This window comes from Acidimangrovimonas pyrenivorans, assembly GCF_042643245.1.
GTDB classification, from domain to species: Bacteria; Pseudomonadota; Alphaproteobacteria; order Rhodobacterales; family Rhodobacteraceae; genus Acidimangrovimonas; species Acidimangrovimonas pyrenivorans.
Map to the genome: position 1 here is coordinate 815,372 of NZ_JBHRSK010000004.1, position 22,427 is coordinate 837,798.

At 69.3% G+C, this 22,427-nt stretch carries 24 protein-coding genes; 12 read left to right on the top strand and 12 right to left on the bottom strand.

Annotated features, from left to right (window positions below; all coding sequences use genetic code 11):
- Positions 1 to 5 precede the first annotated feature (5 nt).
- The 5 genes from ACFOES_RS06765 (at position 6) to ACFOES_RS06785 (ending at position 4,484) form a co-directional block, all read left to right on the top strand.
- Complete coding sequence (locus ACFOES_RS06765) at positions 6 to 728, top strand: 3-oxoacid CoA-transferase subunit A (RefSeq protein ID WP_377832437.1); 723 nt, start codon at positions 6 to 8, stop codon at positions 726 to 728.
- Entirely contained in the window at positions 725 to 1,396 is a 672-nt protein-coding gene (locus ACFOES_RS06770) for a 3-oxoacid CoA-transferase subunit B (protein ID WP_377832438.1), read from the top strand. The genes ACFOES_RS06765 and ACFOES_RS06770 overlap by 4 nt, the downstream gene beginning before the upstream one ends.
- Positions 1,397 to 1,398: 2 nt before the next feature.
- Positions 1,399 to 2,604 carry a 3-oxoadipyl-CoA thiolase gene (pcaF, locus tag ACFOES_RS06775; RefSeq protein ID WP_377832439.1) on the top strand — a complete coding sequence of 402 codons (1,206 nt, stop codon included), beginning with the start codon at positions 1,399 to 1,401 and terminating at the stop codon, positions 2,602 to 2,604.
- A 368-nt stretch (positions 2,605 to 2,972) separates the two neighbouring features.
- Positions 2,973 to 4,019, top strand: a complete 1,047-nt coding sequence (locus ACFOES_RS06780; RefSeq protein WP_377832440.1) for a methyltransferase — start codon at positions 2,973 to 2,975, stop codon at positions 4,017 to 4,019.
- A gap of 12 nt (positions 4,020 to 4,031) precedes the next feature.
- Positions 4,032 to 4,484 (top strand): thioesterase family protein, encoded by a 453-nt coding sequence (locus tag ACFOES_RS06785; RefSeq protein WP_377832441.1) that lies wholly within the window; start codon positions 4,032 to 4,034, stop codon positions 4,482 to 4,484.
- Positions 4,485 to 4,532: 48 nt separating this feature from the next.
- Here ACFOES_RS06785 and ACFOES_RS06790 read toward each other — a convergent pair whose 3' ends face one another.
- The 4 genes from ACFOES_RS06790 to ACFOES_RS06805 form a co-directional block, all read right to left on the bottom strand.
- Positions 4,533 to 4,760, bottom strand: a complete 228-nt coding sequence (locus ACFOES_RS06790; RefSeq protein ID WP_377832442.1) for a hypothetical protein — start codon at positions 4,758 to 4,760, stop codon at positions 4,533 to 4,535.
- Between the two features lie 76 nt (positions 4,761 to 4,836).
- Positions 4,837 to 5,928: a tricarballylate utilization 4Fe-4S protein TcuB gene (gene tcuB / locus ACFOES_RS06795; protein ID WP_377832443.1), complete on the bottom strand. Its 1,092-nt coding sequence runs from the start codon at positions 5,926 to 5,928 to the stop codon at positions 4,837 to 4,839.
- Entirely contained in the window at positions 5,918 to 7,360 is a 1,443-nt protein-coding gene (gene tcuA, locus ACFOES_RS06800; protein WP_377832444.1) for an FAD-dependent tricarballylate dehydrogenase TcuA, read from the bottom strand. The genes tcuB and tcuA overlap by 11 nt, the downstream gene beginning before the upstream one ends.
- A 1-nt stretch (position 7,361) precedes the next feature.
- Positions 7,362 to 8,045 (bottom strand): GntR family transcriptional regulator, encoded by a 684-nt coding sequence (locus ACFOES_RS06805; RefSeq protein WP_377832445.1) that lies wholly within the window; start codon positions 8,043 to 8,045, stop codon positions 7,362 to 7,364.
- A gap of 253 nt (positions 8,046 to 8,298) precedes the next feature.
- Here ACFOES_RS06805 and ACFOES_RS06810 point away from each other — a divergent pair, with 253 nt between their 5' ends.
- The 5 genes from ACFOES_RS06810 to ACFOES_RS06830 all read left to right on the top strand — a co-directional run bounded on the left by ACFOES_RS06810 (position 8,299) and on the right by ACFOES_RS06830 (position 12,925).
- The gene (locus ACFOES_RS06810) at positions 8,299 to 9,516 is read left to right on the top strand and encodes an amino acid ABC transporter substrate-binding protein (RefSeq protein WP_377832446.1); all 1,218 of its coding nucleotides are present in this window, start codon (positions 8,299 to 8,301) and stop codon (positions 9,514 to 9,516) included.
- Positions 9,517 to 9,634: 118 nt separating this feature from the next.
- Positions 9,635 to 10,492, top strand: a complete 858-nt coding sequence (locus ACFOES_RS06815; protein ID WP_377832447.1) for a branched-chain amino acid ABC transporter permease — start codon at positions 9,635 to 9,637, stop codon at positions 10,490 to 10,492.
- Positions 10,492 to 11,439, top strand: a complete 948-nt coding sequence (locus ACFOES_RS06820; RefSeq protein ID WP_377832448.1) for a branched-chain amino acid ABC transporter permease — start codon at positions 10,492 to 10,494, stop codon at positions 11,437 to 11,439. Before ACFOES_RS06815 ends, ACFOES_RS06820 begins: the two co-directional genes overlap by 1 nt.
- Positions 11,436 to 12,206, top strand: coding sequence for an ABC transporter ATP-binding protein (locus ACFOES_RS06825; RefSeq protein WP_377832449.1), 771 nt, complete (start codon positions 11,436 to 11,438; stop codon positions 12,204 to 12,206). The genes ACFOES_RS06820 and ACFOES_RS06825 overlap by 4 nt, the downstream gene beginning before the upstream one ends.
- Positions 12,207 to 12,214: 8 nt before the next feature.
- Positions 12,215 to 12,925: an ABC transporter ATP-binding protein gene (locus ACFOES_RS06830; RefSeq protein ID WP_377833013.1), complete on the top strand. Its 711-nt coding sequence runs from the start codon at positions 12,215 to 12,217 to the stop codon at positions 12,923 to 12,925.
- Here the strand turns inward: ACFOES_RS06830 and ACFOES_RS06835 are convergent.
- Positions 12,898 to 13,179, bottom strand: coding sequence for a hypothetical protein (locus tag ACFOES_RS06835; protein ID WP_377832450.1), 282 nt, complete (start codon positions 13,177 to 13,179; stop codon positions 12,898 to 12,900). The genes ACFOES_RS06830 and ACFOES_RS06835 overlap by 28 nt on opposite strands.
- A 96-nt stretch (positions 13,180 to 13,275) precedes the next feature.
- Between ACFOES_RS06835 and ACFOES_RS06840 the strand changes: the two genes are divergently transcribed.
- Complete coding sequence (locus ACFOES_RS06840; protein ID WP_377832451.1) at positions 13,276 to 13,989, top strand: DNA alkylation repair protein; 714 nt, start codon at positions 13,276 to 13,278, stop codon at positions 13,987 to 13,989.
- A 293-nt stretch (positions 13,990 to 14,282) separates the two neighbouring features.
- Here ACFOES_RS06840 and ACFOES_RS06845 read toward each other — a convergent pair whose 3' ends face one another.
- On the bottom strand, positions 14,283 to 16,106 hold the full coding sequence (locus tag ACFOES_RS06845; protein ID WP_377832452.1) for an ABCB family ABC transporter ATP-binding protein/permease: 1,824 nt from the start codon (positions 16,104 to 16,106) through the stop codon (positions 14,283 to 14,285).
- 424 nt (positions 16,107 to 16,530) lie between these two features.
- On the bottom strand, positions 16,531 to 18,114 hold the full coding sequence (locus tag ACFOES_RS06850) for a LysM peptidoglycan-binding domain-containing protein (protein WP_377832453.1): 1,584 nt from the start codon (positions 18,112 to 18,114) through the stop codon (positions 16,531 to 16,533).
- Positions 18,115 to 18,219: 105 nt separating this feature from the next.
- Here ACFOES_RS06850 and ACFOES_RS06855 point away from each other — a divergent pair, with 105 nt between their 5' ends.
- Positions 18,220 to 18,777 (top strand): LOG family protein, encoded by a 558-nt coding sequence (locus ACFOES_RS06855; RefSeq protein ID WP_377832454.1) that lies wholly within the window; start codon positions 18,220 to 18,222, stop codon positions 18,775 to 18,777.
- Here ACFOES_RS06855 and rarD read toward each other — a convergent pair.
- The 5 genes from rarD to ACFOES_RS06880 form a co-directional block, all read right to left on the bottom strand.
- Positions 18,714 to 19,649, bottom strand: coding sequence for an EamA family transporter RarD (rarD, locus tag ACFOES_RS06860; protein ID WP_377832455.1), 936 nt, complete (start codon positions 19,647 to 19,649; stop codon positions 18,714 to 18,716). The genes ACFOES_RS06855 and rarD overlap by 64 nt on opposite strands.
- A gap of 397 nt (positions 19,650 to 20,046) precedes the next feature.
- Positions 20,047 to 20,646, bottom strand: coding sequence for a superoxide dismutase (locus tag ACFOES_RS06865; protein WP_377832456.1), 600 nt, complete (start codon positions 20,644 to 20,646; stop codon positions 20,047 to 20,049).
- 95 nt (positions 20,647 to 20,741) lie between these two features.
- Positions 20,742 to 21,182: a hypothetical protein gene (locus ACFOES_RS06870; protein ID WP_377832457.1), complete on the bottom strand. Its 441-nt coding sequence runs from the start codon at positions 21,180 to 21,182 to the stop codon at positions 20,742 to 20,744.
- Between the two features lie 82 nt (positions 21,183 to 21,264).
- Positions 21,265 to 21,699: a hypothetical protein gene (locus ACFOES_RS06875; protein WP_377832458.1), complete on the bottom strand. Its 435-nt coding sequence runs from the start codon at positions 21,697 to 21,699 to the stop codon at positions 21,265 to 21,267.
- 73 nt (positions 21,700 to 21,772) lie between these two features.
- Complete coding sequence (locus ACFOES_RS06880) at positions 21,773 to 22,228, bottom strand: hypothetical protein (protein WP_377832459.1); 456 nt, start codon at positions 22,226 to 22,228, stop codon at positions 21,773 to 21,775.
- Positions 22,229 to 22,427 lie beyond the last annotated feature (199 nt).

The window sequence follows — 22,427 nt, forward strand, 5'->3', positions numbered from 1 at the left end:
CGCCAATGGACAAGACACTACCCTCGCTGGCCGAGGCCGTCGCCGGGATCGCCGACGGCGCCGCGGTGATGATCGGCGGCTTCGGCGGCTCGGGCGCGCCGATCGAGCTGATCCACGCCCTGATCGACCGCTTCCTCGCCACCGGCAGCCCGAAGAACCTGACCGTCATCAACAACAACGCCGGCAACGGCCATGTCGGCATCGCCGCGATGATCGAGCAGGGCATGGTCGCCAAGATGATCTGCTCGTTCCCGCGCTCGGCCGACCCGCGGGTCTTCACCGAGAAATACCTCTCGGGCGAGATCGAACTGGAACTGGTGCCGCAGGGAACGCTGGCCGAGCGCATCCGCGCCGGCGGCGCCGGCATCCCGGCCTTCTACACCCCCACCGGCTATGGCACCGACCTGGCCGAGGGCAAGCGGGTCGAGGAATTCGACGGCCGGCACTACGTGATGGAACGCTGGCTGAAGGCCGATGTCGCGTTGCTCAAGGCCGAGGCCGGCGACACGATGGGCAACCTGACCTACCGGATGGCGGCGCGGAACTTCTCGCCGATCATGGCGATGGCGGCGGAACGGACCATCGTTCAGGTCAGCCGCAAGCTGACCCCCGGCGGCATCGACCCCGAGGCCGTCGTCACCCCCGGCATCTTCGTCGACGGCATCGTCGAAGTGGCCGAGCCGCAGCAGGAAGAAGCCCTCAACCGGGCGGGAGCGCATCACCCATGACCGACAAGCTGACCAACGCCCAGATCGCCTGGCGCGCGGCGCAGGACATCGCCGACGGCGCCTATGTCAACCTCGGCATCGGCTTCCCCGAGATGGTCGCCAAGTTCCAGCCCGAGGGCCGCGAGGCCGTGTTCCACACCGAGAACGGCGTGCTCGGCTTCGGCAAGGCCCCGCCCGAGGGCGACGAGGACTGGGACCTGATCAATGCCGGCAAGAAGGCGATCACGCTCAAGCCCGGCGCCGCCTTCTTCCACCATGCCGACAGCTTCGCCATGGTCCGCGGCGGCCATCTCGACGTCGCCATCCTCGGCGCCTACGAGGTGGCGCAGACCGGCGACCTCGCCAACTGGTCGACGGGCCCCAAGGGGGTGCCGGCGGTGGGCGGCGCGATGGATCTCGTCCACGGCGCCAAGCGCGTCGCGGTGATCACCGATCACGTCACCAAGACCGGCAAGCCCAAGCTGGTCGGGCGCTGCTCGCTGCCGCTGACCGGCGTCGGCTGCGTCACCCGGGTCTATACCTCGCTCGCCGTGGTCGACATCGAGGACGGCCGCTTCATCCTGCGCGAGAAGCTGCCCGCGATTTCCTTCGACGACCTGCAATCCCTGACCGGGGCCGAGCTGCACCGCCCTGCCCCCGTCGCCGACCTCATCGCCCCGGAGCTGTGACCATGACCGAAGCCTATATCTGCGACTACATCCGCACCCCGATCGGCCGCTTCGGCGGCGCGCTGGCCCCGGTCCGGGCCGACGACCTTGCCGCCGTGCCGCTCAAGGCGCTGATGGAGCGGAACGCCGCGGTCGACTGGGAAGCGGTCGACGACGTCATCCTCGGCTGCGCCAACCAGGCCGGCGAGGACAACCGCAACGTCGCCCGGATGGCGGTGCTGCTGGCCGGGCTGCCGGTGGGCGTGCCCGGCAGCACCGTCAACCGCCTCTGTGGCTCGGGCATGGACGCGCTGACCATCGCGGCGCGGGCGATCAAGGCCGGCGAAACCGAGTTGATGATCGTCGGCGGCGTCGAGAGCATGTCGCGCGCGCCCTTCGTCATGCCCAAGGCCGAGGCCGCCTTCTCGCGCGCCAACGCGGTCTATGACACGACCATCGGCTGGCGCTTCGTCAACAAGCTGATGAAGGCGCAATACGGCACCGACTCGATGCCCGAGACGGCCGAGAACGTGGCCGACGATTTCGGCGTCAGCCGCGCCGACCAGGACGCCTTTGCCGCACGCTCGCAGGCCAGGGCCGGGGCGGCGCAGGAAAACGGCCGGCTCGCGGCCGAGATCACGCCGGTGACGATCCCGCAGCGCAAGGGCGACCCGGTGGTCGTCGATACCGACGAACACCCCCGCCCCGGCACCACGGCCGAGGCGCTGGCCAGGCTGCGGCCGATCGTGCGTCCCGACGGCACCGTCACCGCAGGCAATGCCAGCGGCGTCAACGACGGCGCGGCGGCGCTGATCGTCGCCTCCGGGGCGGCGGTGAAGGCGCATGGCCTGACGCCCATCGCCCGCGTGCTCGGCGGCGCGACCGCCGGGGTGCCGCCGCGGATCATGGGCATCGGCCCGGCGCCGGCGTCGAAGAAGCTGATGGCGCGGCTCGGGCTGACGCCGGCCGATTTCGACGTCATCGAGCTCAACGAGGCCTTCGCCAGCCAGGGCCTGGCGACGCTGCGCGAGCTCGGCATCGCCGATGACGACCCGCGCGTGAACCCGAATGGCGGCGCCATCGCCTTGGGTCACCCGCTGGGCATGTCGGGCGCCCGCATCGCCGGCACGGCGGCGCTGGAACTGGTGCGGACCGGCGGCAAGCGGGCGCTGGCGACGATGTGCATCGGCGTCGGCCAGGGCATCGCCGTCGCGCTCGAGCGCGTCTGAGGCCCGCGGGCGGCGCCCCCGGCGGCCGGGCTGGTCGAGGCCGGGCTCTGGGCGCCCCCCGCCGGACGATACCGCCGCGCCGGGCGACGGCCCTGCGGGGGCACCCTTCGTGGTGTTCCCGCAGCGCCCCCGCACTGCCCCACGATGCCACCATGCGCGCAGGGCGCTGTCGCGATCTGCGCCCGGTTCCGATCCGGCCCCGAGCCTGCGCCTCGGCGGTGGCCCCGGCCTGATCCCCGGGCGGAGAACACGCCCCCCGACCTCTGCCGCGGGCCGGGATCGGCCCGGGCTCCGGGCCGCCATGTTGCACTGCGGCAACGGCTGTGTATGCTCGGCTTCACATCACAAAACATGGAATTGAAGAACGCATGCTGGATCATGACACGGCGCCGACCGGAGACAAGACAATCGAGACCGCGGAAGACCTCTCGTCGATCGCGTTCGGCTTCATGGCCTCGAAAGCCCTGTTCGCGGGGCTCCATGTCGATCTCTTCTCGGCGCTCGCGGATGGTCCCAAGACGGCGGAAGACCTTGCCAAGGCGATCGGCGTCCCGCTCAACCGCATCGTCATGCTGACCACGGCGCTGGCCAGCGTCGGCCTGCTGACCATCGGCGACGACAAGAAGATCGAGAACTCGCCCGCGGCCCAGAACTTCCTGTCGAAGCAGTCGAAATACGATTTCGGCGACTACCTGCGCTACCAGATCGACCAGCAGATGTACCCGTTCCTGCTGCAGCTCAACGCGGTGATGAAGGACGACCTGTCCGAGGACGCGATCGCCTCCTACAAGCACTGGATGACGGACGAGGAACAGGCCTCGGTCTATTCCGAGAGCCAGCATGCCGGTTCGCTCGGGCCGGGGCGGACGCTGGCACGCAAGGTCGATCTGGCCAAGGCCACCAGCCTGCTCGATGTCGGCGGCGGCACCGGGGCGATGACGATCAGCCTGTGCAAGGAATACCCCGAGCTGCACGCCACCATCATCGACTTCCCGAACGTGGCCGAGATCGGCTGGCGCTTCATCTCCGAGGCCGGCCTGGTCGACCGGGTGCGCTACATCCCCGGCAACGCGGTCGAGGTCCAGTGGCCGGGCAACCAGGACGCGATCCTGATGTCCTACCTGATGAGCGGCGTGCCCGGCGACGACGTCGAGGGGCTGCTGCGCAAGGCCTACGAGGCACTGGCCCCCGGCGGCCGGCTGATGGTGCACGACTTCATGGTCGAGGAGGACCGGCGCGGCCCCGCCCTCGCCGCGCTGTGGCAGCTGCAGCACATGGCCTTCACGCCCGAGGCGCGCTCGCTCTCGGTCGGCTGGCTGACCGAGGCGGGCAGGAAGATCGGCTTCGCGATCGACGATGTCGACGCCCTGATCCCGGCGATGACCAAGCTCGTCGTCTTCTCGAAACCCGCCTGATCCGGGGGCAACATGTCGACTTTCCGCCTGCACGAAGAGCCGCTTCAGGAAGCCTGGCTCGACGCCTACGGTCACCTGAACGAGGCCTATTACCTCGTCCCCTTCAGCAACGCGACATGGAAGTTGCAGGACCGCTTCGAGATCGGCACCGCCTATTTCGACGCCAGCGGCTGTGCGCTCTACACGCTCGAGACCCATCTGCGCTATGTCGCCGAGGTCCGGGCGCCGGCGACCCTGTCGATCGAATCCATGGTGCTGGACGCGGATGCCAAGCGCCTGCATGTCGGCCATGTAATGTGGTCGGGCGAGCGCGAATGCGCGACCTTCGAATGCATGCTGTTGCATTACGACACGCGCAAGCAGGCAACGGCGCCCTTCCCCGAGGAGGTCCGCGCCGCCCTTAAGGACGCGGTGCTGGACCCGACCCCGGGCTGGGTCGGCCGGTCGCTGCGCCGGCTGGGCTGACCCCTGCCCCGGCGCACCCTGCGGGGGGCGCCGGAACCGCTTGCCGCCTCAGCTCTCTCTGCTCCAGGCGGACTCGTCGATCAGGTCGCCGACATTGAAGTGGTGATGCGAGAACACCCGTTTCTTCTGATGGGTGTCGACATGCTCGATGTCGTAGACATATTCGCGCGGGCTTTCGGGGTTGGCCAGATCGACCCCCTCTTCCACCGCGGCTTCGATCCCCCAACTGAGGATGTTCTCGGCGTGCTTCGCCGTGACTTTCCATGTCGCGGACATTGATGCCTCCTGTTCCGGGAACTTCGGTCCCTGGCCGCGACCCTAGCACGGCGCGGCCGCGCCGCCTTGATCGCGCTCAATGCGCCCGGGCGGCGCGGCGCCGGGCCGCCTCGCTGGTCAGCGCGGCCAGGCGATAGGCGCCGTGGACCATCTTGGAATAGGGCAGCAGCGCGAACAGGGCGAGGACGGCGCCGAGATGGACGATGAGCAGCGGCGTTGCCAGGACGCCACCACGGGCGGCATAGAGGGCGAGGCCGCTGGCCCCGGTCCAGAACAGCATCCAGGTGAACCCGCTTTCGCCCTTGCGCAGCCCGGTCGCCCCCAGCGCCGGGTCGGCCCGGCGCTTGAGCGTGGCCAGCCACAGGGTGCCGGTGCAGAGCAGCAGCCCGCCGGGCAGGCCGAGCAGTTTCGGCGGGCTGAAGGGGCCATAGGGGGCGTGCAGGGCGAAGGCGTAATGCATGACGGTGGCGACGCAGGTCGCCGCGAAACACAGCAGGAAGCCCCAGAGCGTGGCCTGATGGGCCCAGCGGCGGGCGTTGGAATAGCGGTCGCCGGCCTCGAAATTGCAGCCCTGCCCCTGCCCGCCGTCGAGATTGCGCAGCCGTGCCGCGTCCTGTAGGGCCGCGATCAGATCGGCCAGCCGCACCCTGCCGCCGCCGCTGTCGCGCCAGTAGCGCCGCAGCCCGGCGGCAAGGGCAAGCAGGGCCAGCCCGAAGACGGTGCCGAAGATCGCCACCAGCGTCCCGTGCGACAGCGTGGCATAGAAGGCCCGCCCGCCGGCCGGCCGCAGCAGCGCGGCCGCCAGCGCGATCAGCAGGGTGGCGACGACCAGCACCGCCGCCTGCGCCGCCGCGCTGCGATGGAACAGCCGCGCCAGTCCGCGCGGCCGGCTGGCGGCCTCCCAGCTGCCCTGGCGCAGTTCGGCCAGCGCGGCGGGCAGGTTGAGGGCGAATTCGTGCGGCGCGGTATATTGGCAGGCGTAGAAGCAGCCGCGGCAGTTGTGGCACAGGTTGGCGAGGTGCAGCAGGTCGGCCCCGGCGAAGCTCTTGTTGCGGGTCATCGCCGGGAAGACGGCGCAGTAGCCCTCGCAATAGCGGCAGGCGTTGCAGATGCCGACCTGGCGCCGGGCCTCCCCGGTCGCGGCGTCGAGACTTGGATCAGGCGGCATCGGCGGCTCCCGTTGCGCAGGCGGCCGCCCCGGCACCGGCGATGCGGCCGAAGACGGTGCCGATGGTCATGCCGAAACCGGCAAGATAGCCCTGGCCGAGGATCGAGCCGGCCATCGTCTCGCCCGCCGCGAAGACATTGCCCAGCGGCCCGCCCTTCGCCTGCACCCGGGCATCGGCATCCACCTTGAGCCCGAGATAGGTGAAGGTGACGCCGGGCCGCAGCGGGTAGCCGGAAAAGGGCGGCGTGTCGATCGGCCGGGCCCAGTTGGTCTTGGCCGGATGCAGCCCCTCGGTCGCCAGTCCGTCGAGCTCGGTCGGCCGGAACGGCCCGGCGCGGCAGGCGGCATTATAGGCGGCGACGGTCTCGACCAGCCTTTGCGGCGGCAGGCCGAGGCGGCCGGCGAGCCCTTCCAGCGTGTCGGCCGTCTCCGGCGGGAAGACCGAGGGCATGAACAGCCCGTCGGCCTTGGCGTCGAGGATGGCGAAGGCCAGTTGATCGGGCTGGGCGGCGACCAGCCGACCCCAGATCGCATAGCGCTTGGGCCAGACATCCTCGCCCTCGTCGTAGAACCGGTCGCCGTTCCGGTTCACCACCACCGAGAACGGCACGCAATCCAGCCGCGTCACGATCCCGCCGTCGAATTTCGGCGCCCGGCCGTCGATGGCGACGGCATGGCACTCGGTCGGATCGCCGACCGGGGTGCAACCCTGGTCGAGCAGGTCGCGCAGCACCCGGCCGCGGTTATAGGGTGTGCCGCGGATGAGGAAATTCGCCGCCGCCGGCCCCCAGGCCCGGGTCAGCCAGTCGATATTGGCCTGGAAGCCGCCGGCCGCCACCACCAGCGCCCGGCCCGCGACGGTCCGGGCCACGCCGCCGATCTGCACCTCGACATGGCGGAACCGGTCGCCGTCGAGCGCGACATGGCTGACCTCGGTCTCGTAGACGACGGTGACGCCCAGCTCCTCGGCCCGCTGGTAATAGGCGTTGACCAGCGCCTTGCCGCCGCCGAGGAAGAAGGCATTGGTCCGCGCCAGTGACAGCGTGCCGGAAAGCGAGGGCTGGAAGCGCACGCCATGGGCCTGCATCCACGGCAGGCAGTCCTGCGAGCGGCGGATCACCAGCCGGGCGAGAGCGGGATCGGTCTTGCCGCCGGTCACCTTCATCAGGTCGTCGAGATACTCGGCCTCGTCGTAGCGCCCGGTCAGCACCGAGAGCGGGCCGTCATGGCGGCAGCGGAAGTTGCGGGTGTGGCGCGAATTGCCGCCGCGATAGGGTTTCGGCGCGGTTTCGAGGATCAGCACCCGCGCCCCGGCCTCGGCCGCGGTCAGCGCGGCGCAGAGCCCGGCATTGCCGCCACCGACGACGATCACGTCCCAGCCCGTCGCCTGCGGCCCTTCGACCTCCGCTTCAACCACCGCTTCAGCCACCACCTCAGCCCTCGTCGAGCGGCCGCTCGGCCAGGCGGAAACCGCGCAGCCGGGCGCGGTGGGCGGCCTCGATATGGGCCCGCATCGCCGCCTCGGCCCGGGCGCCGTCGCGGCCGCGCAGGGCGTCGAGCAGCACGCCATGTTCCTGCACCGCCTCGGCGGCGCGGGCGGGATCGGTCAGGGTCGACGGGCCGAGGATCAGCAGGGTTTTCTGCAACGCCTGCGACGCCTTGATCAGGTAGCGGTTGCGCGCCGCGTCGAGCAGGATGGCGTGGAAATGGCGGTTGAGCCGGTAGGTCGTGGCGCTGTCGGGAAAGCGCGCCAGCTCCTCGTTGACGCTGGCCAGCTCGTCGAGCTCGATCTCCGAAGCCGCCCGCGCCGCCATCCGCGCCGCCGTCCCTTCCAGCACGGCGCGCATCTCGTAAAGCTCCATCACCTCGCTGCGGTCGAGCACCCGGATCACCGCGCCCTGGCGCGGCAGGTGGGTCACCAGCCCCTCGGCCTCGAGCGTCCGGATCGCCTCGCGCACCGGGGTGCGGCTGATCCCCATCCGCTCGGCCAGCTGGGTCTCGCGCAGCCGCGCCCCGGGCATCAGCTCGCCGCGCCGGATCTCGTCGACAAGCCGCAGGTAGGCCTGGTGGCCCTGCCCGCCCTCGCTGCCCTCAGTCGCCTCGTCGGAGCCGGCCATTTCACCCTCGGATTGTAATGTATCCGGAAGTATACGAGCGGATGCGATTTCGTCAATGTGAACAGAACATCACGTTTGTCTGACATATGCTCGCCCGGAGAGCGCGATTCGCGCCGGCACGGACCGGGCAGGAACAAGGCCCGGACAACCGGGGGCGGAGCGCGCGGGGAGGAAACCGGGGGCCCTCGGCGCCGCGCGGCAGGCCGTGCGCCGCCACAGCCCCCAAAGGACGAGTCAAAGGGAGGAGATTTCGATGAAACTGATGTCTCGCAAGGGCATGACGGCGCTGATGGCCGCGGCCTCGCTGATCGGGATGGGCGCGGCGGCGCAGGCCGACAACGTCATCACCCTGGGCGCCTCGGTCCAGCTGACCGGCGCGCTGGCCAATACCGGCCGCTACTACAAGGACGCCTACCAGTTCGCGATCGACAAGATCAACGCGGCGGGCGGCGTCAAGGTCGGCGACAAGCACTACACGCTCAAGCTCGACCTGCTCGACAACCAGTCCAACCCCAGCCTCAGCGTGCGCCAATACGTCCAGCTGGTCAGCGCCGACAAGGTCAATTTCCTGCTCGGGCCCTTCGCCTCGAACTACGTCATCTCGGACAGCTCGGTGGCCGAGAAATACCAGATTCCGATGGTCGAGGGCGGCGGCGCCTCGGGCCAGATCTTCTCGCGCGGCTACAAATACGTCTTCGGCACCCTGCCGGCGGCGAACGACTACTTCGCCTCGACCATCGCGATGATGGGCAAGCTCAAGCCCGAGGCCAGGACCGTGGCGCTGGTCGCGGCCGATGACAGCTTCGACGTCTCGGTCGCCAAGGGCACCCGCGCCCATCTCAAGCAGGCCGGGCTGAAGATCGCCGTCGACGAGACCTATCGCGAGAACAGCAGCGACTTCTCGACCATCCTGACCAAGATCAAGGCGGCCCATGTCGACGCCATCCTGTGGAGCGGGCACGAGACCGAGGCGATGAACTTCATCCGCCAGATGAAGGACCTCAACGTCTCGCCGGCCGACCTGTCGGCCTTCACCGTCGGCGTGCCGACCGCCGATTTCCGCAACGCCCTCGGCAAGGACGCCAACTACGCCTTCGGCATGACCTCGTGGCTGCCCAGCCCGCAGCTCAAGGACAAGTGGTTCGGCGACGCCGCCACCTTCGCCAAGGACTACAAGGCGAAATACGGCTATGCCCCGGATTACCACGCCGCCTCGGGCGCCGCGGATATCGAGACCTATGCGATGGCGATCGAGAAGGCCGGCTCGCTCGATCCCAAGAAGGTGCGCGACGCCATCGCGGCGAGCAACTTCCAGAGCCTCTATGCCCATGTCAAATACGGCAAGAACGGCCAGATCGCGCTGCCGCAGATCGTGGTCCAGGTCCAGAACGGCAACCTGGAACCGGTCTACACCACCAAGTTCCTCAACAAGCCGATGTACCCGGTCCCGGCCTGGGGCGACCGCGGCTGAGCGACAGCCGAAATCGACGGCACCGCCGCGTCTTCCGCGCGGCGGTGCCGGCATGTTTCCCGCCCGGCGCGCCGGCCCCGGGGGACGCTGACTTTCCGCCGATCGGAGGATTAGGCACTTGGTTCTGGCTCAGATTCTGCTCAACGGCATCCTGCTGGGAGGGCTCTACGGGCTGATGGCGCTCGGCATGGCGCTGGTCTGGGGCGTGTTGAACATCGTCAACCTGTCGCATGGCGCGCTGATCATGCTGGGCGGCTATGCCGTCTATTTCCTGTTCACCCTGGCCGGGATCGACCCGTTCCTCGCCCTGCCGCTGGGCATGGCGGTGATGTTCGCCTTCGGCTACGGGCTGCAGCGCCACCTGCTCAACCTCATCGTGCGCTCGAAGATGATCAACACGCTGCTGATCACCTTCGGCCTCGACGTCGTCATCACCTATCTCGCCCAGCTCGGCTTCACCGCCGATTTCCGCACCATCAATCCCGCCTATGCCGGCAGCAACTTCGCCCTGTTCGGCCTGACCGTGCCGGTGATCCGGCTGGCCGCCTTCGGCGTCGCCGTCGCCCTGGCCGCGGCGCTGTGGCTGCTGCTCAACCGGATGCGGCTGGGCCGGGCGATCCGCGCCACCTCGCAGAACCTGACCGCGGCGCGGCTCTACGGCGTCAACCCGACGGTGCTCTACTCGGTCACCTTCGGCATCGGCGCGGCGCTGGCCGGGGCGGCCGGCGGGCTCTACGGCATGGTCTCGGACCTGACCCCCTATATCGGCGCGAGCCTGACGGCCAAGTCCTTCGTCATCGCCATCATCGGCGGGCTGTCCAACCCGTTCTACGTCATTCTCGGCGGCATCTGCGTCGGCGTGGCCGAGGCGCTCACCGCGCTCTATTTCGGCCCGACCTATTCCGACGTCATCAGCTTCGGCCTGCTGGTCGTGGTGCTGGTGCTGCGGCCGAACCGTTCGCTGAGGGTCTCCTGATGAACCGCTGGCTGCTCGTCACCTCGCTTGCCGTCGCCGCCGCGCTGGCCTTCCTGCCGCTGGCCGGCAACGCCGTGCTGATCCAGTTCGGCATCGACGCCCTGCTGATGGCGGTGCTGGCCCAGTCGTGGAACATCCTCGGCGGCTTCACCGGCTATGTCTCCTTCGGCAACTCGGTCTTCTACGGCCTGGGCACCTACGGCACCGCCATCGCGATGGCGCAATACCACCTGCCCTTCGGCCTCGGCCTCGGGCTCGGGGCGCTGCTGGCGATGCTCTGCGCGGCGCTGGTCGGGCTGCCAATCCTGCGCCTGCGCGGGCCCTATTTCGCCATCGCCACGCTGGGCCTCAACGGCGCGATGATGGCGATCGTCTCGAACCTGCCGATCGCCGGCGCCAATATCGGCCTCGTCCTGCCGCTGATGCGCAGCGACACGGTGTTCTACGAGCTGGCGCTGGCGCTGCTGGTCGCCTGCTCGCTGACCGTGCTGTGGATCAGCCGCGCGCGCTACGGCATGGCGCTGATCGCGATCCGCGAGGACGAGGACGCCGCCGGCACGATGGGCGTCGACGCCACCCGCTACAAGATCTCGGCGCTGGTGCTGGCGTCGTTCTTCTCGGCCATCGCCGGCGGCATCCACGCCTACTGGGCGACCTTCGTCGACCCGGCCAGCGCCTTCGACCCGACGCTCAACGTCCGCATGGTGATCATGTGCGTCTTCGGCGGGCCGGGCACGGTGCTGGGGCCGGTCGTCGGCGCCTTCGTGCTGTCGGCGGTCTACGAGATCCTGGCGGCCAAGATCTCGACCGCCGCGGCGCTGCTGTTCGGCGTCGTCATCGTGCTGGCGGTGGTGTTCATGCCCGGCGGGCTGGCCGACCTGATGCGCGGCGCCCGGCGCCACGGCTGGCGCTACTTCATCCGCAACATCCGGGAGAACCGGCTATGAGCGCGCAGAACCACCCCGCCCCGCAAGCCGCGGCCGCCCCGGTGATCGAGACCCGGGGCCTGACCAAGCGGTTCCAGGGCCTCGTCTCGGTCGACGCGGTCAGCTTCAGCATCGCCGAGGACGAGATCCTCGGCGTCATCGGCCCCAACGGCGCCGGCAAGACGACGCTGGTCAACATGATCAGCGGCACCTACGCCCCCAGCGCGGGCGAGATCCTGTTCCGCAGCGAGAGGATCAACGACCTGCCCGCCTTCCGCCGCGCCCATCTCGGCATCGCCCGCACCTTCCAGGTGATGAAGCCCTTCCCCGGCATGACCGTGCTCGACAACGTCACCGTCGGCGCCCTGTTCGGCCGCGACGGCGGCGAGAAATCCATGCCCAGGGCGCGCGAGACGGCGCGGGAATGGCTCGAATTCACCGGTCTCGGGGCCAAGATCGAGGCCCAGGCCGACGCGCTCGGCGGCCCCGACCGCAAGCGGCTGGAATTCGCCAAGGCGCTGGCGATGGGGCCGAAACTGCTGCTGCTCGACGAGGTCATGGCCGGGCTCAACCCGGTCGAGGTCGACGAGGTGGTCGAGTTGATCCGCAAGATGCGCGGCCACGGCATGGCGATGCTGGTGATCGAGCACGTCGTCAAGGCGATCCGCAGCCTGTCCGACCGGGTGATGGTGCTGCATCACGGCGAGAAGATCGCCGATGACGACCCGGCCGCGGTGCTGGAAGACCCGCGCGTGATCGAAGCCTATCTCGGGAAGAGACGGACATGAGCGAGCCCCTGCTGAAGATCGCCGGCCTCAATGCCGGCTACGGCGCCGTCCCGGTGCTGTTCGACATCGACCTCGAGGTCCGGCGCGGCGAGATCGTCTCGATGGTCGGTTCGAACGGGGCCGGCAAGACGACGCTGCTGCGCGCCATCTCGCGGGTGATCCCGGCGCGGGGCAGCTTGCAGTTCGACGGCACCGACCTGTTGCCGCTGGCGCCCGAGGGTGCCTTCACCCGCGGCCTCGTCCAGGTACCCGAGGGGCGGCAGCTGTTCGGCAACATGACCGTCGAGGAGAACCTGCAGATGGGCGCCTATCGCCGCCGCGACGACCGCGTCGGCCAGAGCTTCGAGCAGGTCTACGCCCTGTTTCCCAAGCTGGCCGAGCGCCGGCGCCAGCTGGCCGGCAACATGTCGGGCGGCGAGCAGCAGATGTGCGCCATGGCCCGCGGGCTGATGGCCGAACCGCGGCTGCTGCTGGTCGACGAGATGAGCCTCGGCCTGGCGCCGGTGATCGTCGACCAGCTGCTGGAGATTCTCATCGACATCCGCAAGCAGGGGGTGACGGTGCTGCTGGTCGAGCAGGACGTCTTCGCCGCCTTCAGCGTCGCCGACCGGGCCTATGTGATGGAGACCGGCCGCGTCGTCCGCGAGGGCGCCGTCGCCGAGCTGAAGAGCGACCCGGCGGTGCAGGAAGCCTACCTGGGCAGCATCGACTCGGTCTGAGCCCGCTCGCCCGCCAGTCGCCGCCAGGCCGGCAGGTCGTCCTCGAAGGGGAAGCGCGACAGCAGCTCGATGCCGGCCTCGTAGCCTTCGGCCAGCCGCAGGCAGGCGGTGAACTCGAACAGGATCGAGCGGTCGGCGGTCAGCAGCAGGCAGCGCGACGGCGCGTTGCGCGTCGAGAACATCTGCATGTTGCGGGTGCCGGCGACGTAGCGGATGTTGACCGGGTCCGACCGGATCCCCGCGATGCAAGGCATGGCACGGCTGTCCGCGCCGCCCGGCAAGCCGCCGCGACGCGGCTTGCCAAGCCCGCCGCCGGATGCCAATCCTGCGGCCCCAGAACGGAGACCGAGATGACCGGCGACAACCGCAGTTCCGATCCGGCCGCGATCAGCCCCGCCGCCGCCCTTGCCGCGCTGGTGGCGCTGGAAAACCCGGAAAAGGCGGCGCAGATGGCCGCCTATCACAAGGCGCCGCGGCGCTATCTCGGCCTTGCCGTGCCGCAGATCGAGACGCTGGTGAAGGACTGGCGCGCCGCCTGCACGCTCGACCAGCGGGTGGCGCTGGCCGCCGGGCTGTGGAACAGCGACATCCACGAGGCGATGGTGGCGGCGGCCAAGCTGCTGACCCAGGCAAGGATCAAGCCCGACGACAGCGCCGTCTGGGCGCTGATCGCAAGCTGGGTGCCGGGCTTCGACGCCTGGGCCGTCGCCGATCACGCCGCCAAGGCGGGCGAGCGCCGGCTGGTGGCCGACCCGTCCCGGCTCGACACGGTCGAGACCTGGCTCGACCATCCCAACATGTGGACCCGCCGCGCCGCGCTGACCTTCACCCTGCCCTGGGCCAAGCTGACCCATCCCAAGCCCGAACAGCAGGCGCAGCGCAACCGCATCCTCGGCTGGGCCGCGCGGCTGGCCGAGAACCGCGACTGGTTCGAGCACAAGGCCGTCGCCTGGTGGATCCGCGATCTCTCCAAGCACGATGCCGCGGCCGCCCGCGCCTTCCTCGCCGCCCATGGCGAAAGGCTCAAGCCCTTCGCCCGGCGCGAGGCGGCGAAATACCTCTGAGCGCCCCGCCTTGCGCCGCCACCGCCACGGCATGGACTGAGGGCGCCCGCCCTGTCGACGCCAGGGCCTTCACCGCCAGGGCCTTCACCGCAACCGGGACCGCCGCCCGCAGGACCGGCGCGACCCGATGCGCGCCGCCCGCGCCGCCCCCAAAGCCTGCCGCGTCACCTACCGCCTGACGAAGGCGCCGCCGCAGCAATGGCGACGCCCGCGCCCCGCACTTTCTGTTCCTAAATATCCTCGGGGGGTCCGGGGGGCAGACGGCCCCCCGGCCTCTCCGCCCGCGCGCCGCCTCAGGCCGCTTCCTCGGCCTCCTCGGCCGATTGCCGCTGCCACATCGCGGCGTAGCGCCCGCCCTTGGCCAGCAGGTCCTCGTGGCGGCCATCCTCGACGATCTCGCCCTTTTCCAGCACCACGATCCGGTCGGCATCGGCGATGGTCGACAGCCGGTGGGCGATGGTCAGCACCGTGCGGCCCTCGCCGACCCGGTGCAGCGCACCCTGGATATCGCGCTCGGTCTGGGTGTCGAGCGCCGAGGTCGCCTCGTCGAGCAGCAGGATCGGCGGGTTCTTGAGGATCGTCCGGGCGATCCCCACCCGCTGCTTCTCGCCGCCCGACAGCTTGAGCCCGCGCTCGCCGACCTTGGTGTCGTAGCCGTCGGGCAGGCTTTCGATGAAATCGTGGATCCGGGCCGACCTGGCGGCGGCGACGATCTCGTCCTCGGTCGCCTCGGGGCGGCCATAGGCGATGTTGTAGCGCACCGTGTCGTTGAACAGCACCGTGTCCTGCGGCACGACGCCGATCTGGGCGTGCAAGGAATCCTGGGTGATGTCGCGCAGGTCCTGGCCGTCGATCCGCAGCGCGCCGCCGGTGACGTCGTAGAAGCGGAACAACAGCCGGCCGATGGTCGACTTGCCCGAGCCCGAGGGGCCGACGATGGCGACGGTCTGGCCCGGCTCGATACGCAGGCTGACGCCCTTGAGGATTGGCCGCTCCGGGTCGTAGCCGAACTGGACGTTATCGAGCTCGACCGCGCCGCCGCTGACCTTCAGCTCCGGCGCGCCGGGCTTGTCCTGGACCTCGGGCGGCTGCTCGATCAGATCGAACATCTCGCCCATGTCGACCAGCGCCTGGCGGATCTCGCGGTAGACGGTGCCGAGGAAGCCCAGCGGCATGGTGATCTGCATCATGTAGGCGTTGACCATGACGAAATCGCCGACCGTCAGCTTGCCCGCCTGCACCCCCATCGCCGCCATCACCATGACGATGACGAGGCCGGTGGTGATCAGCAGCGACTGGCCGAAATTGAGCAGGCTGAGCGACTGGCCGGTCTTGATCGCCGCCGCCTCGTAACCGCGCATCGCCTCGTCGTAGCGCACGGCCTCGCGGGTCTCGGCGCCGAAATACTTGACCGTCTCGAAGTTGAGCAGGCTGTCGATCGCCTTCTGGTTGGCGTCGGTGTCCTGGGCGTTCATCTGGCGCCGGATCTGCACTCGCCATTCGGTCACCTTGAAGGTGAAGGTGATGTAGAGGTAGATCGTCACCACCACCACGGCGGCGTACCAGACATCGAAGACGGTCAGGAAGATGATCGTCACCAGCGTCAGCTCGACGATCAGCGGCCCGACCGAGAGCAGGGTGAAGCGGAGCAGGAAATCGACGCCCTTGACCCCGCGTTCGATGATCCGCGACAGGCCGCCGGTCTTGCGGGTGATGTGGTAGCGCATCGACAGCCGATGCATGTGGGTGAAGGTTTCCAGCGCCAGCTGGCGCAGCGCGCGCTGGCCGACGCGGACGAAGATGGCGTCGCGCAGCTCGCCGAATCCGACCGAGGACAGCCGGGCGATGCCGTAGGCGACCGTCAGCCCGACGGCACCCGCGCCCAGCGTCCAGGCCGGGCTCGCCTGCCCCGGCGCCAGGGCATCGACCGCCGCCTTGTAGAACCACGGGATGATCAGCGAGAACATCTTGGCCAACAGCAGCGCCGCCAGCGCCAGAGAAACGCGGCGCTTCACCCAGGGCGTGTCGTCGGGCCAGAGATAGGGCACGACCCGCCGGATCGTGCGCCAGCTGCTGGCGCGCTCCTGCGCCGCCAAGGCCTTGGCTGTATCGCTCATGTCCGTCCCCTCAGAAGTGCCCCCTTACCTAGGGCGCGGCGGCGGGAAAAGCCAGAGGGGGCAATGGAGATGACGCGACCGCTCAGCCAACGAGCGTCCCGCCACAATCGGGCCGGCCCGGCGACCTCCCTGCGGTCTTCTGCGCGAGCGAAGCCTGCATTGGCAGCGCGGGACAGAGGGCCGCGCCCTCCCTCGGGTGGGCGCCTGCAACGCTCGTGGTCTGCGCTATGTCCTGAAAGCTCCGAACGACCCTGAGTGGCAAGCGACACCGCCAGGGCGCCCTCCCGTCGTGCTGCAAGCACGCCTGCGGCGTGACGAGGAGGGAGGGCGCGGCCCGGCGGGCTCACGCCCTTGATTCCGGGCCATTAACGCTCTTGGCCGGGATCCGGAAAATGCCGGCGAGACCGCCGCGCCACGGCCGCTCTCAATCCGCCTGCGGCACCGAGAAGACCTGGCCGGGATAGATCAGGTCGGGGTTCTTGATCTGGTCGCGATTGGCCTCGAACACCTTGACGTAGAGGATGCCGTGGCCGTAGCTGCGCCGCGCGATGCCCCAGAGCGTGTAGCCCGGCTGCACGGTGATGATCTCGGCCTTCACCCCGACGCCCGACGCCGGCCCGGCCTGCGCCGCCGCGGCCTGCAGCTGCGCCGGGTCCTCGCGCTTGAACGGCGTCTCGAACCGCGCCGTCACCTTGCCTTTGGCATCGAGCTGGTCGGCGCGCAGCTTGTAGACGCCCTCGTCGACCGCCGGCAGCGTTGCCGTCCAGTTCCCGTCGGCGCCGATCTTCGCGGTCAGCAGCGGGCGGTTGTCGAGGTAGATCCGGACATGCTGCCGCGGCAATCCGCGGCCCGAGAGCACGACCGCGCCCGCGCTGCTGTAGGAGATCGAGTCGATCGCCATCTCGCTTTCGACCTCGGGCGCCGGACCGCCGGGCTGCAGCACCTTCACCCCGCTGTCGTCCGACAGCAGGATGGTCGGCGCCGCCGGAGCGGCCGGCTTCGGGCTCGGCGCGGCCGCCGGAGCCGCCTCGGGCGCCGCTTTGGCAAGCTTGTCCTCGGCCTTGGGCGCCGTTTCGTCTCCGGTCACGGGCGCGGCGGCCGTCGTGCCGCCGTTCTCAGTGGCGGAGGCCGTCGCCGCGGCGGCCGCCGGGGCCGCGTTGTCTTCTGCCGGCTCGCCGCCGGTCTGTTCGCCGGCCGCCTGCGATGCCGTCCCGGAAGCCTGGTCCGGAGCCTTCGTCGGGCTCTCGCCGGGGCTCCCGGCCGCCTTGTCAGGATCGGCGCTGGCGACCCGCTGCGACGCCGGGTTGGGCGACAGGATCACGCTCTCGGTCGAGGCGACGGTGCGGCCGTCCTCGAGATGCATCAGCAGGGTCACCTGCCGCGTCTGGTCGCTGGGCGGCAGGTCGAACAGCGACACGAACCTGCCCTGCCCGTTCGCGGTCGCGCGGCTGATCGCCGAGCCCTCGACGCGGATGTCGACCACCGATCCGGCCACCGCCCGGCCGGCGACCAGCGCCGCGCCGTCGGGCGCCACCCGGACCACGTCGAAGGCCGGCGGCGCCAGCTGGGCCTGTTCGGGTTGAGCCGGCTTGGCGGCCTGTTCCCCGGCGGCCTGTTCCCCGGTGGCCTGTTCCCCGCCAGCCTTTTCCCCCGTGGCCGGCGCCGAGGGGGCCGGAACCGCGGGCTGCGGCGCGGTCTTGCTCTCGCCGCCCTCCGACGGCGCTGCCGGCGCCTGCGTCTCCGGGCTTGCCGGCGCGGGCGCTTGCGCCGTCTGCTCCGGCGCTTGCGTCGTCTTCTCTGCGGCTGTTTCGGACCTGGTTTCCGATGTCGCTTGCGGCTTCGTTGCCGGCTTCGTTTCCGGGGCCGCCGACGGTGTCGAGACCGCGACCGGCGCGGGCGCCGGCTGGCTCACCGTCCAGACAAAGTATCCCACCAGCGCCACCGCCAGCGCGGCGCCGCCCCCCGCGGCCGCGCGCGCGCCTGTTCCCCAGCTGTTCCAGCCTGCCATTCCGTCTTCCCTGATGCGCGGCGCTTCCCCACGGCCCACGCTTGAGTGACCTTAACAACCCCGTTATCACGGGTCAAAGCAACCCTTTAGCGGAAATTCCCCTCCATGACCCGTGCTTTGCATTCCGTCTGTGTCTACTGTGGCTCACGCAGCGGCGCCCGCCCCGCCTATGCCGAGGCCGCCCGCGCCGTCGGCGCCCTGATCGCCGAGGAGGGCTGGCGCCTGGTCTACGGCGCCGGCGATGTCGGGTTGATGGGCGAGGTCGCCCGCACCGCCCAGACCGCCGGGGCCCAGACCTTCGGCGTCATCCCGACCCACCTGATGCAGCGCGAGGTCGGCAAGCGCGACCTCTCGACCCTGGTCGTCACCGAGAACATGCACGAGCGCAAGAAGGTGATGTTCATGAATTCGGACGCCATCGTGGTGCTGCCCGGCGGCGCCGGATCGCTGGACGAGTTCTTCGAGGTGCTGACCTGGCGCCAGCTCGGCCTGCACAGCCGGCCGATCCTGCTGCTCGATGTCGAAGGCTACTGGCAGCCGCTGGCCGGGCTGATCGACCATGTCATCGCCGAGGGCTTCGCCGATGCCACGCTGCGCGACTACGTCACGCTGATCCCGGATGTCGCGGCGCTGGCCGCGGCCCTGCGCGCCGCCCTGTCCTGACGCAGCGCCTCGGCCGAATAGATCGCCAGCGCGGTCCAGATCAGGGCGAAGGCGCCCAGATGCCAGGGCGTGAACGGCTCGCGGAAGACCAGCGTGGCGCAGAGGAACTGCAGCGTCGGGTTGAGATACTGAATCAGCCCGACCGTCGTCATGTTCACCCGCCGCGCGGCATAGGAGAACAGGATCAGCGGCCCGCCGGTCAGCACGCCCGAGAAGGCCAGCAGCAGGCTGAGATGCAGGTCATGGCCGAAGAAGCCGCCCGGCCGGCCCTCGCTCCACAGCCCGTCGTGGATGCCGGCCAGCCACAGCGTGGCCAGCGGCGACAGCACCAGCACCTCGGCCGTGACCGAGACCACCGGCCCGGCATCGAGCCGCTTCTTCATCAGCCCGTAGATGCCGAAGGTGCCGGCCAGGAAGAGCGAGATCCAGGGCGTCACTCCCAGCCCCCAGGTCAGCAGCGCCACCGCCGTCGCCGCCAGCGCCACCGCCATGCCCTGGGCCGGGCGCAGCCGCTCGCCGAAGGCGATGACGCCCAGCATCACGGCGACCAGCGGGAAGATGTAGTAGCCCAGCGAGGCCTCGACGGCGCGGTCGATCTGGATCGACAGGATGAACATGAACCAGTTGGCCGAGATCGCGACGGCGGCCAGGACGACGATCAGCGCCCGGCGCCCCGACAGCAGCCGCGGCACCTGCGCCAGCCGGCCCTGCAGCGCCAGCACGATGCCGAAGAAGGCCAGCGACCACAGGGTGCGGTGGCTGAGCACCTCGCCCGGCGGCACCGCCACCAGCAGCTTGTAGTAGAGCGGCGACAGGCCCCAGATCGTGCAGGCCCCCACCATCGCCAGAATGCCCTTGCGCGCCTCGGTCATCGCATCCTCTCTCCGTTCCCCGGCGGTGCTAGCCGATCCCGGCGCCGGCCACCATCGCTTTCCGTTTCCGAAACGCAAGGTGATGTCGCGACGCCGGGTTGGCGGCGGAAGCAGGCCGAGCGCCGGCCCGTGGGCTGGCGCGAGCGGCCTTCGATGGGCGGCGCCTTATCCCAGCCAAAGCCCTCTGCCGAATGGGCGTTGCGCACGGACAACAAAGCGCCGGTCCGTCCGGAGGGGCCGGCGCTCGCCCTGCGGTTGCGCCGCGCACCGGGCCTGTTTCAGTGTCCATGAAGACAGTTCGGTGTCGGCAGGAACGCAGCCAGCGCAGCTTCGGGATATCGCCAAACGCAAACGGGCGCCCCCAGGGGCGCCCGCCGCGGAACCGATCGGGTCGGGATTACAGGCGCGAGGCCACGTTCTCCCAGTTGACCAGGTTGTCGAGGAAGTTCTGCAGATAGGCCGGACGCTTGTTGCGGAAGTCGATGTAGTAGCTGTGCTCCCACACGTCGCAGCCCAGCAGGGCGGTCTGGCCGAAGCAGAGCGGGTTGACGCCGTTCTCGGTCTTGGTGACCTTGAGCGAGCCGTCGGTGTCCTTGACCAGCCAGGCCCAGCCCGAGCCGAACTGGCCGGCGCCGGCGGCGGCGAAGGCTTCCTTGAACTTGGCGACCGAGCCGAAGGCCTCGTTGATCGCCTTCTCCAGCTCGCCCGGCATCGACTGGCTGCCCGGGCCCATCATTTCCCAGAACTGGGTGTGATTCCAGTGCTGGCTGGCGTTGTTGAAGATGCCGTTCTGGGCCACGGCGCCGGCCTGGTAGGTGCCCTTGACCACCTCCTCGACCGACTTGCCTTCCCACTCGGTGCCGGCGATCAGCTTGTTGCCGTTGTCGACATAGGCCTTGTGGTGCAGGTCGTGGTGATATTCCAGCGTCTCCTTCGACATGCCGAAGGCGGCCAGGGCGTCATGGGCATAGGGAAGGTCGGGAAGTTCGAAAGCCATCGGATCATCCTTTCGCGCAATTGGAACTCTCGTGGGGAATAAGAGCCCTCATGGCGCCGAGGTCAAGGGCCGATCCCGGCGCCGGCACGCGCGCCCTACTGGATCGCGCAGGAGCCGTGCCCCGAGAAGCTGTTATCGGCGCCATCGAAGGACGAGAAGGCCTGGAAGCTGTGGCTCGCCTTGACGATGGTCGCCGCATAGCGCAGCACCATCTTGGTTGTCGCCCTGCCGTTCTCGGTGCCGTGGATCCCGTGCACGACCCAGCGGAACGACATCCGCTTGTCGTTGTCGACGGTCACCGAGACCGGGATCGGCTTGCCGAAGACATGCTTGATCAGTCCGTCATAGACGACGCCTGTCCGCATGGCCGTATCGACCTTGAAGAAGATCGGGCTGTTGAGGCCGCCGCCCGGCGGCGGATTGTGATAGCTGCACTTGTAGACGACCGTCCGGCCCGCCGCCTGCCCCGCGACGGGAACCGCTGCCGCGGCCGCGGCCAGGGCCAGGGCGGCGATCAGGTTCATGCTTTTCTGCATAGTTGTCTCTCCTCTCAGAGCGCGTCTTCGTTGCTCCGCGGCGCAGCGCCGGACAGGGCCCCGGCCGGCGGCGCGAACTTGGCTATTTCTTCATGAGCTTGGTTTCGCAATGGCCGTTCGCCGACGGCTTGTTGTCCCAGCCCGACAGGTTGAGCGAGACATGGATCGCCTTCGACGCCTTCATGATCGTCACGGTATAGGTGACCAGGGGAATGCCGCCGTGGCTCATGTTTTCGGACTTGGGCCGCTTGATCGACCAGCGGTAGGTGGTGCGCGCAGAGTTGTCGACGAGCACCTTTACCGGGATGTCGCCGCCCCGGTACTGCTTGATCATGCCGTCCAGCGCCCGGGCCTCGCCGGTGGCGGGATCGTGCAGGACATAGATCAACTTGCCGATACCGCTATGCGGCGCCGGGTGTCGGATGTGGCAGGTATAGAGCACCGCCTGCGCCTGCAGCGCGGACGGGACCAGAAAGGCGCAGAGGGCGACGGCCAGGGCTTTCGGGGTCAACGGCATGTAATTGTCTCCAGTTTCGCAAGCCGGCACCGGCGCTGCCGCGCGCCTCGGACCGGGTGTCGACGGTGGCGGATCAATGCTGCAGCACGCACTGGCCATTGGCCGAGTAGCTGTTGTCGGCGGCATGGGAGCGGGTGACGAGCATCAGCTTGTTCCCGGGCTTGAAGATCGACATGTCGTGGCTCAACCCGGGAAACCGCCACGGCTTGCCGTCCAGCGTGCCCTTGGCCTCGTGGATGATCCAGCGGACGGTGAGGCGGCGGTCGCTATTAGCCAGCACCTTTGCCGCCAGCGGCTTGCCGACCTGGTACTTGATCACGGGATCGAAGACCCGCGCCTTGCCGGTCTTCTGGTTCAGTTCGAGGAAAAGCGGGCCGACGATCGCACTGTGCGGTGGCGGGTGGTTGAAGCTGCACTTGTAGACGATGACGTCGGCGGCCTTCTGGGCCAGGGAAGCTGCCGGAACCGTTGCCAGCGCCACCGAAACGGCCAGCGCCGCCGCCTTGACCACCTTGCCGATCACCTGCATGTCTCCGCACTCATTGACATTTCCGCCATTGAAACGTGAGGGCCTGCCGGTGTCAACGCAGGGTGGAGCGGCGGCGCATCGACTCTCGCCAAAGCATAAAGACAGCCCCGTTTCGCGTTGCAAAACGGGGCTCTCAAGCCTTGAAAACACGGTGAATTCGACCGCTGACGCGCCGCCGGCTCACGAAGAGTTGAGAGCG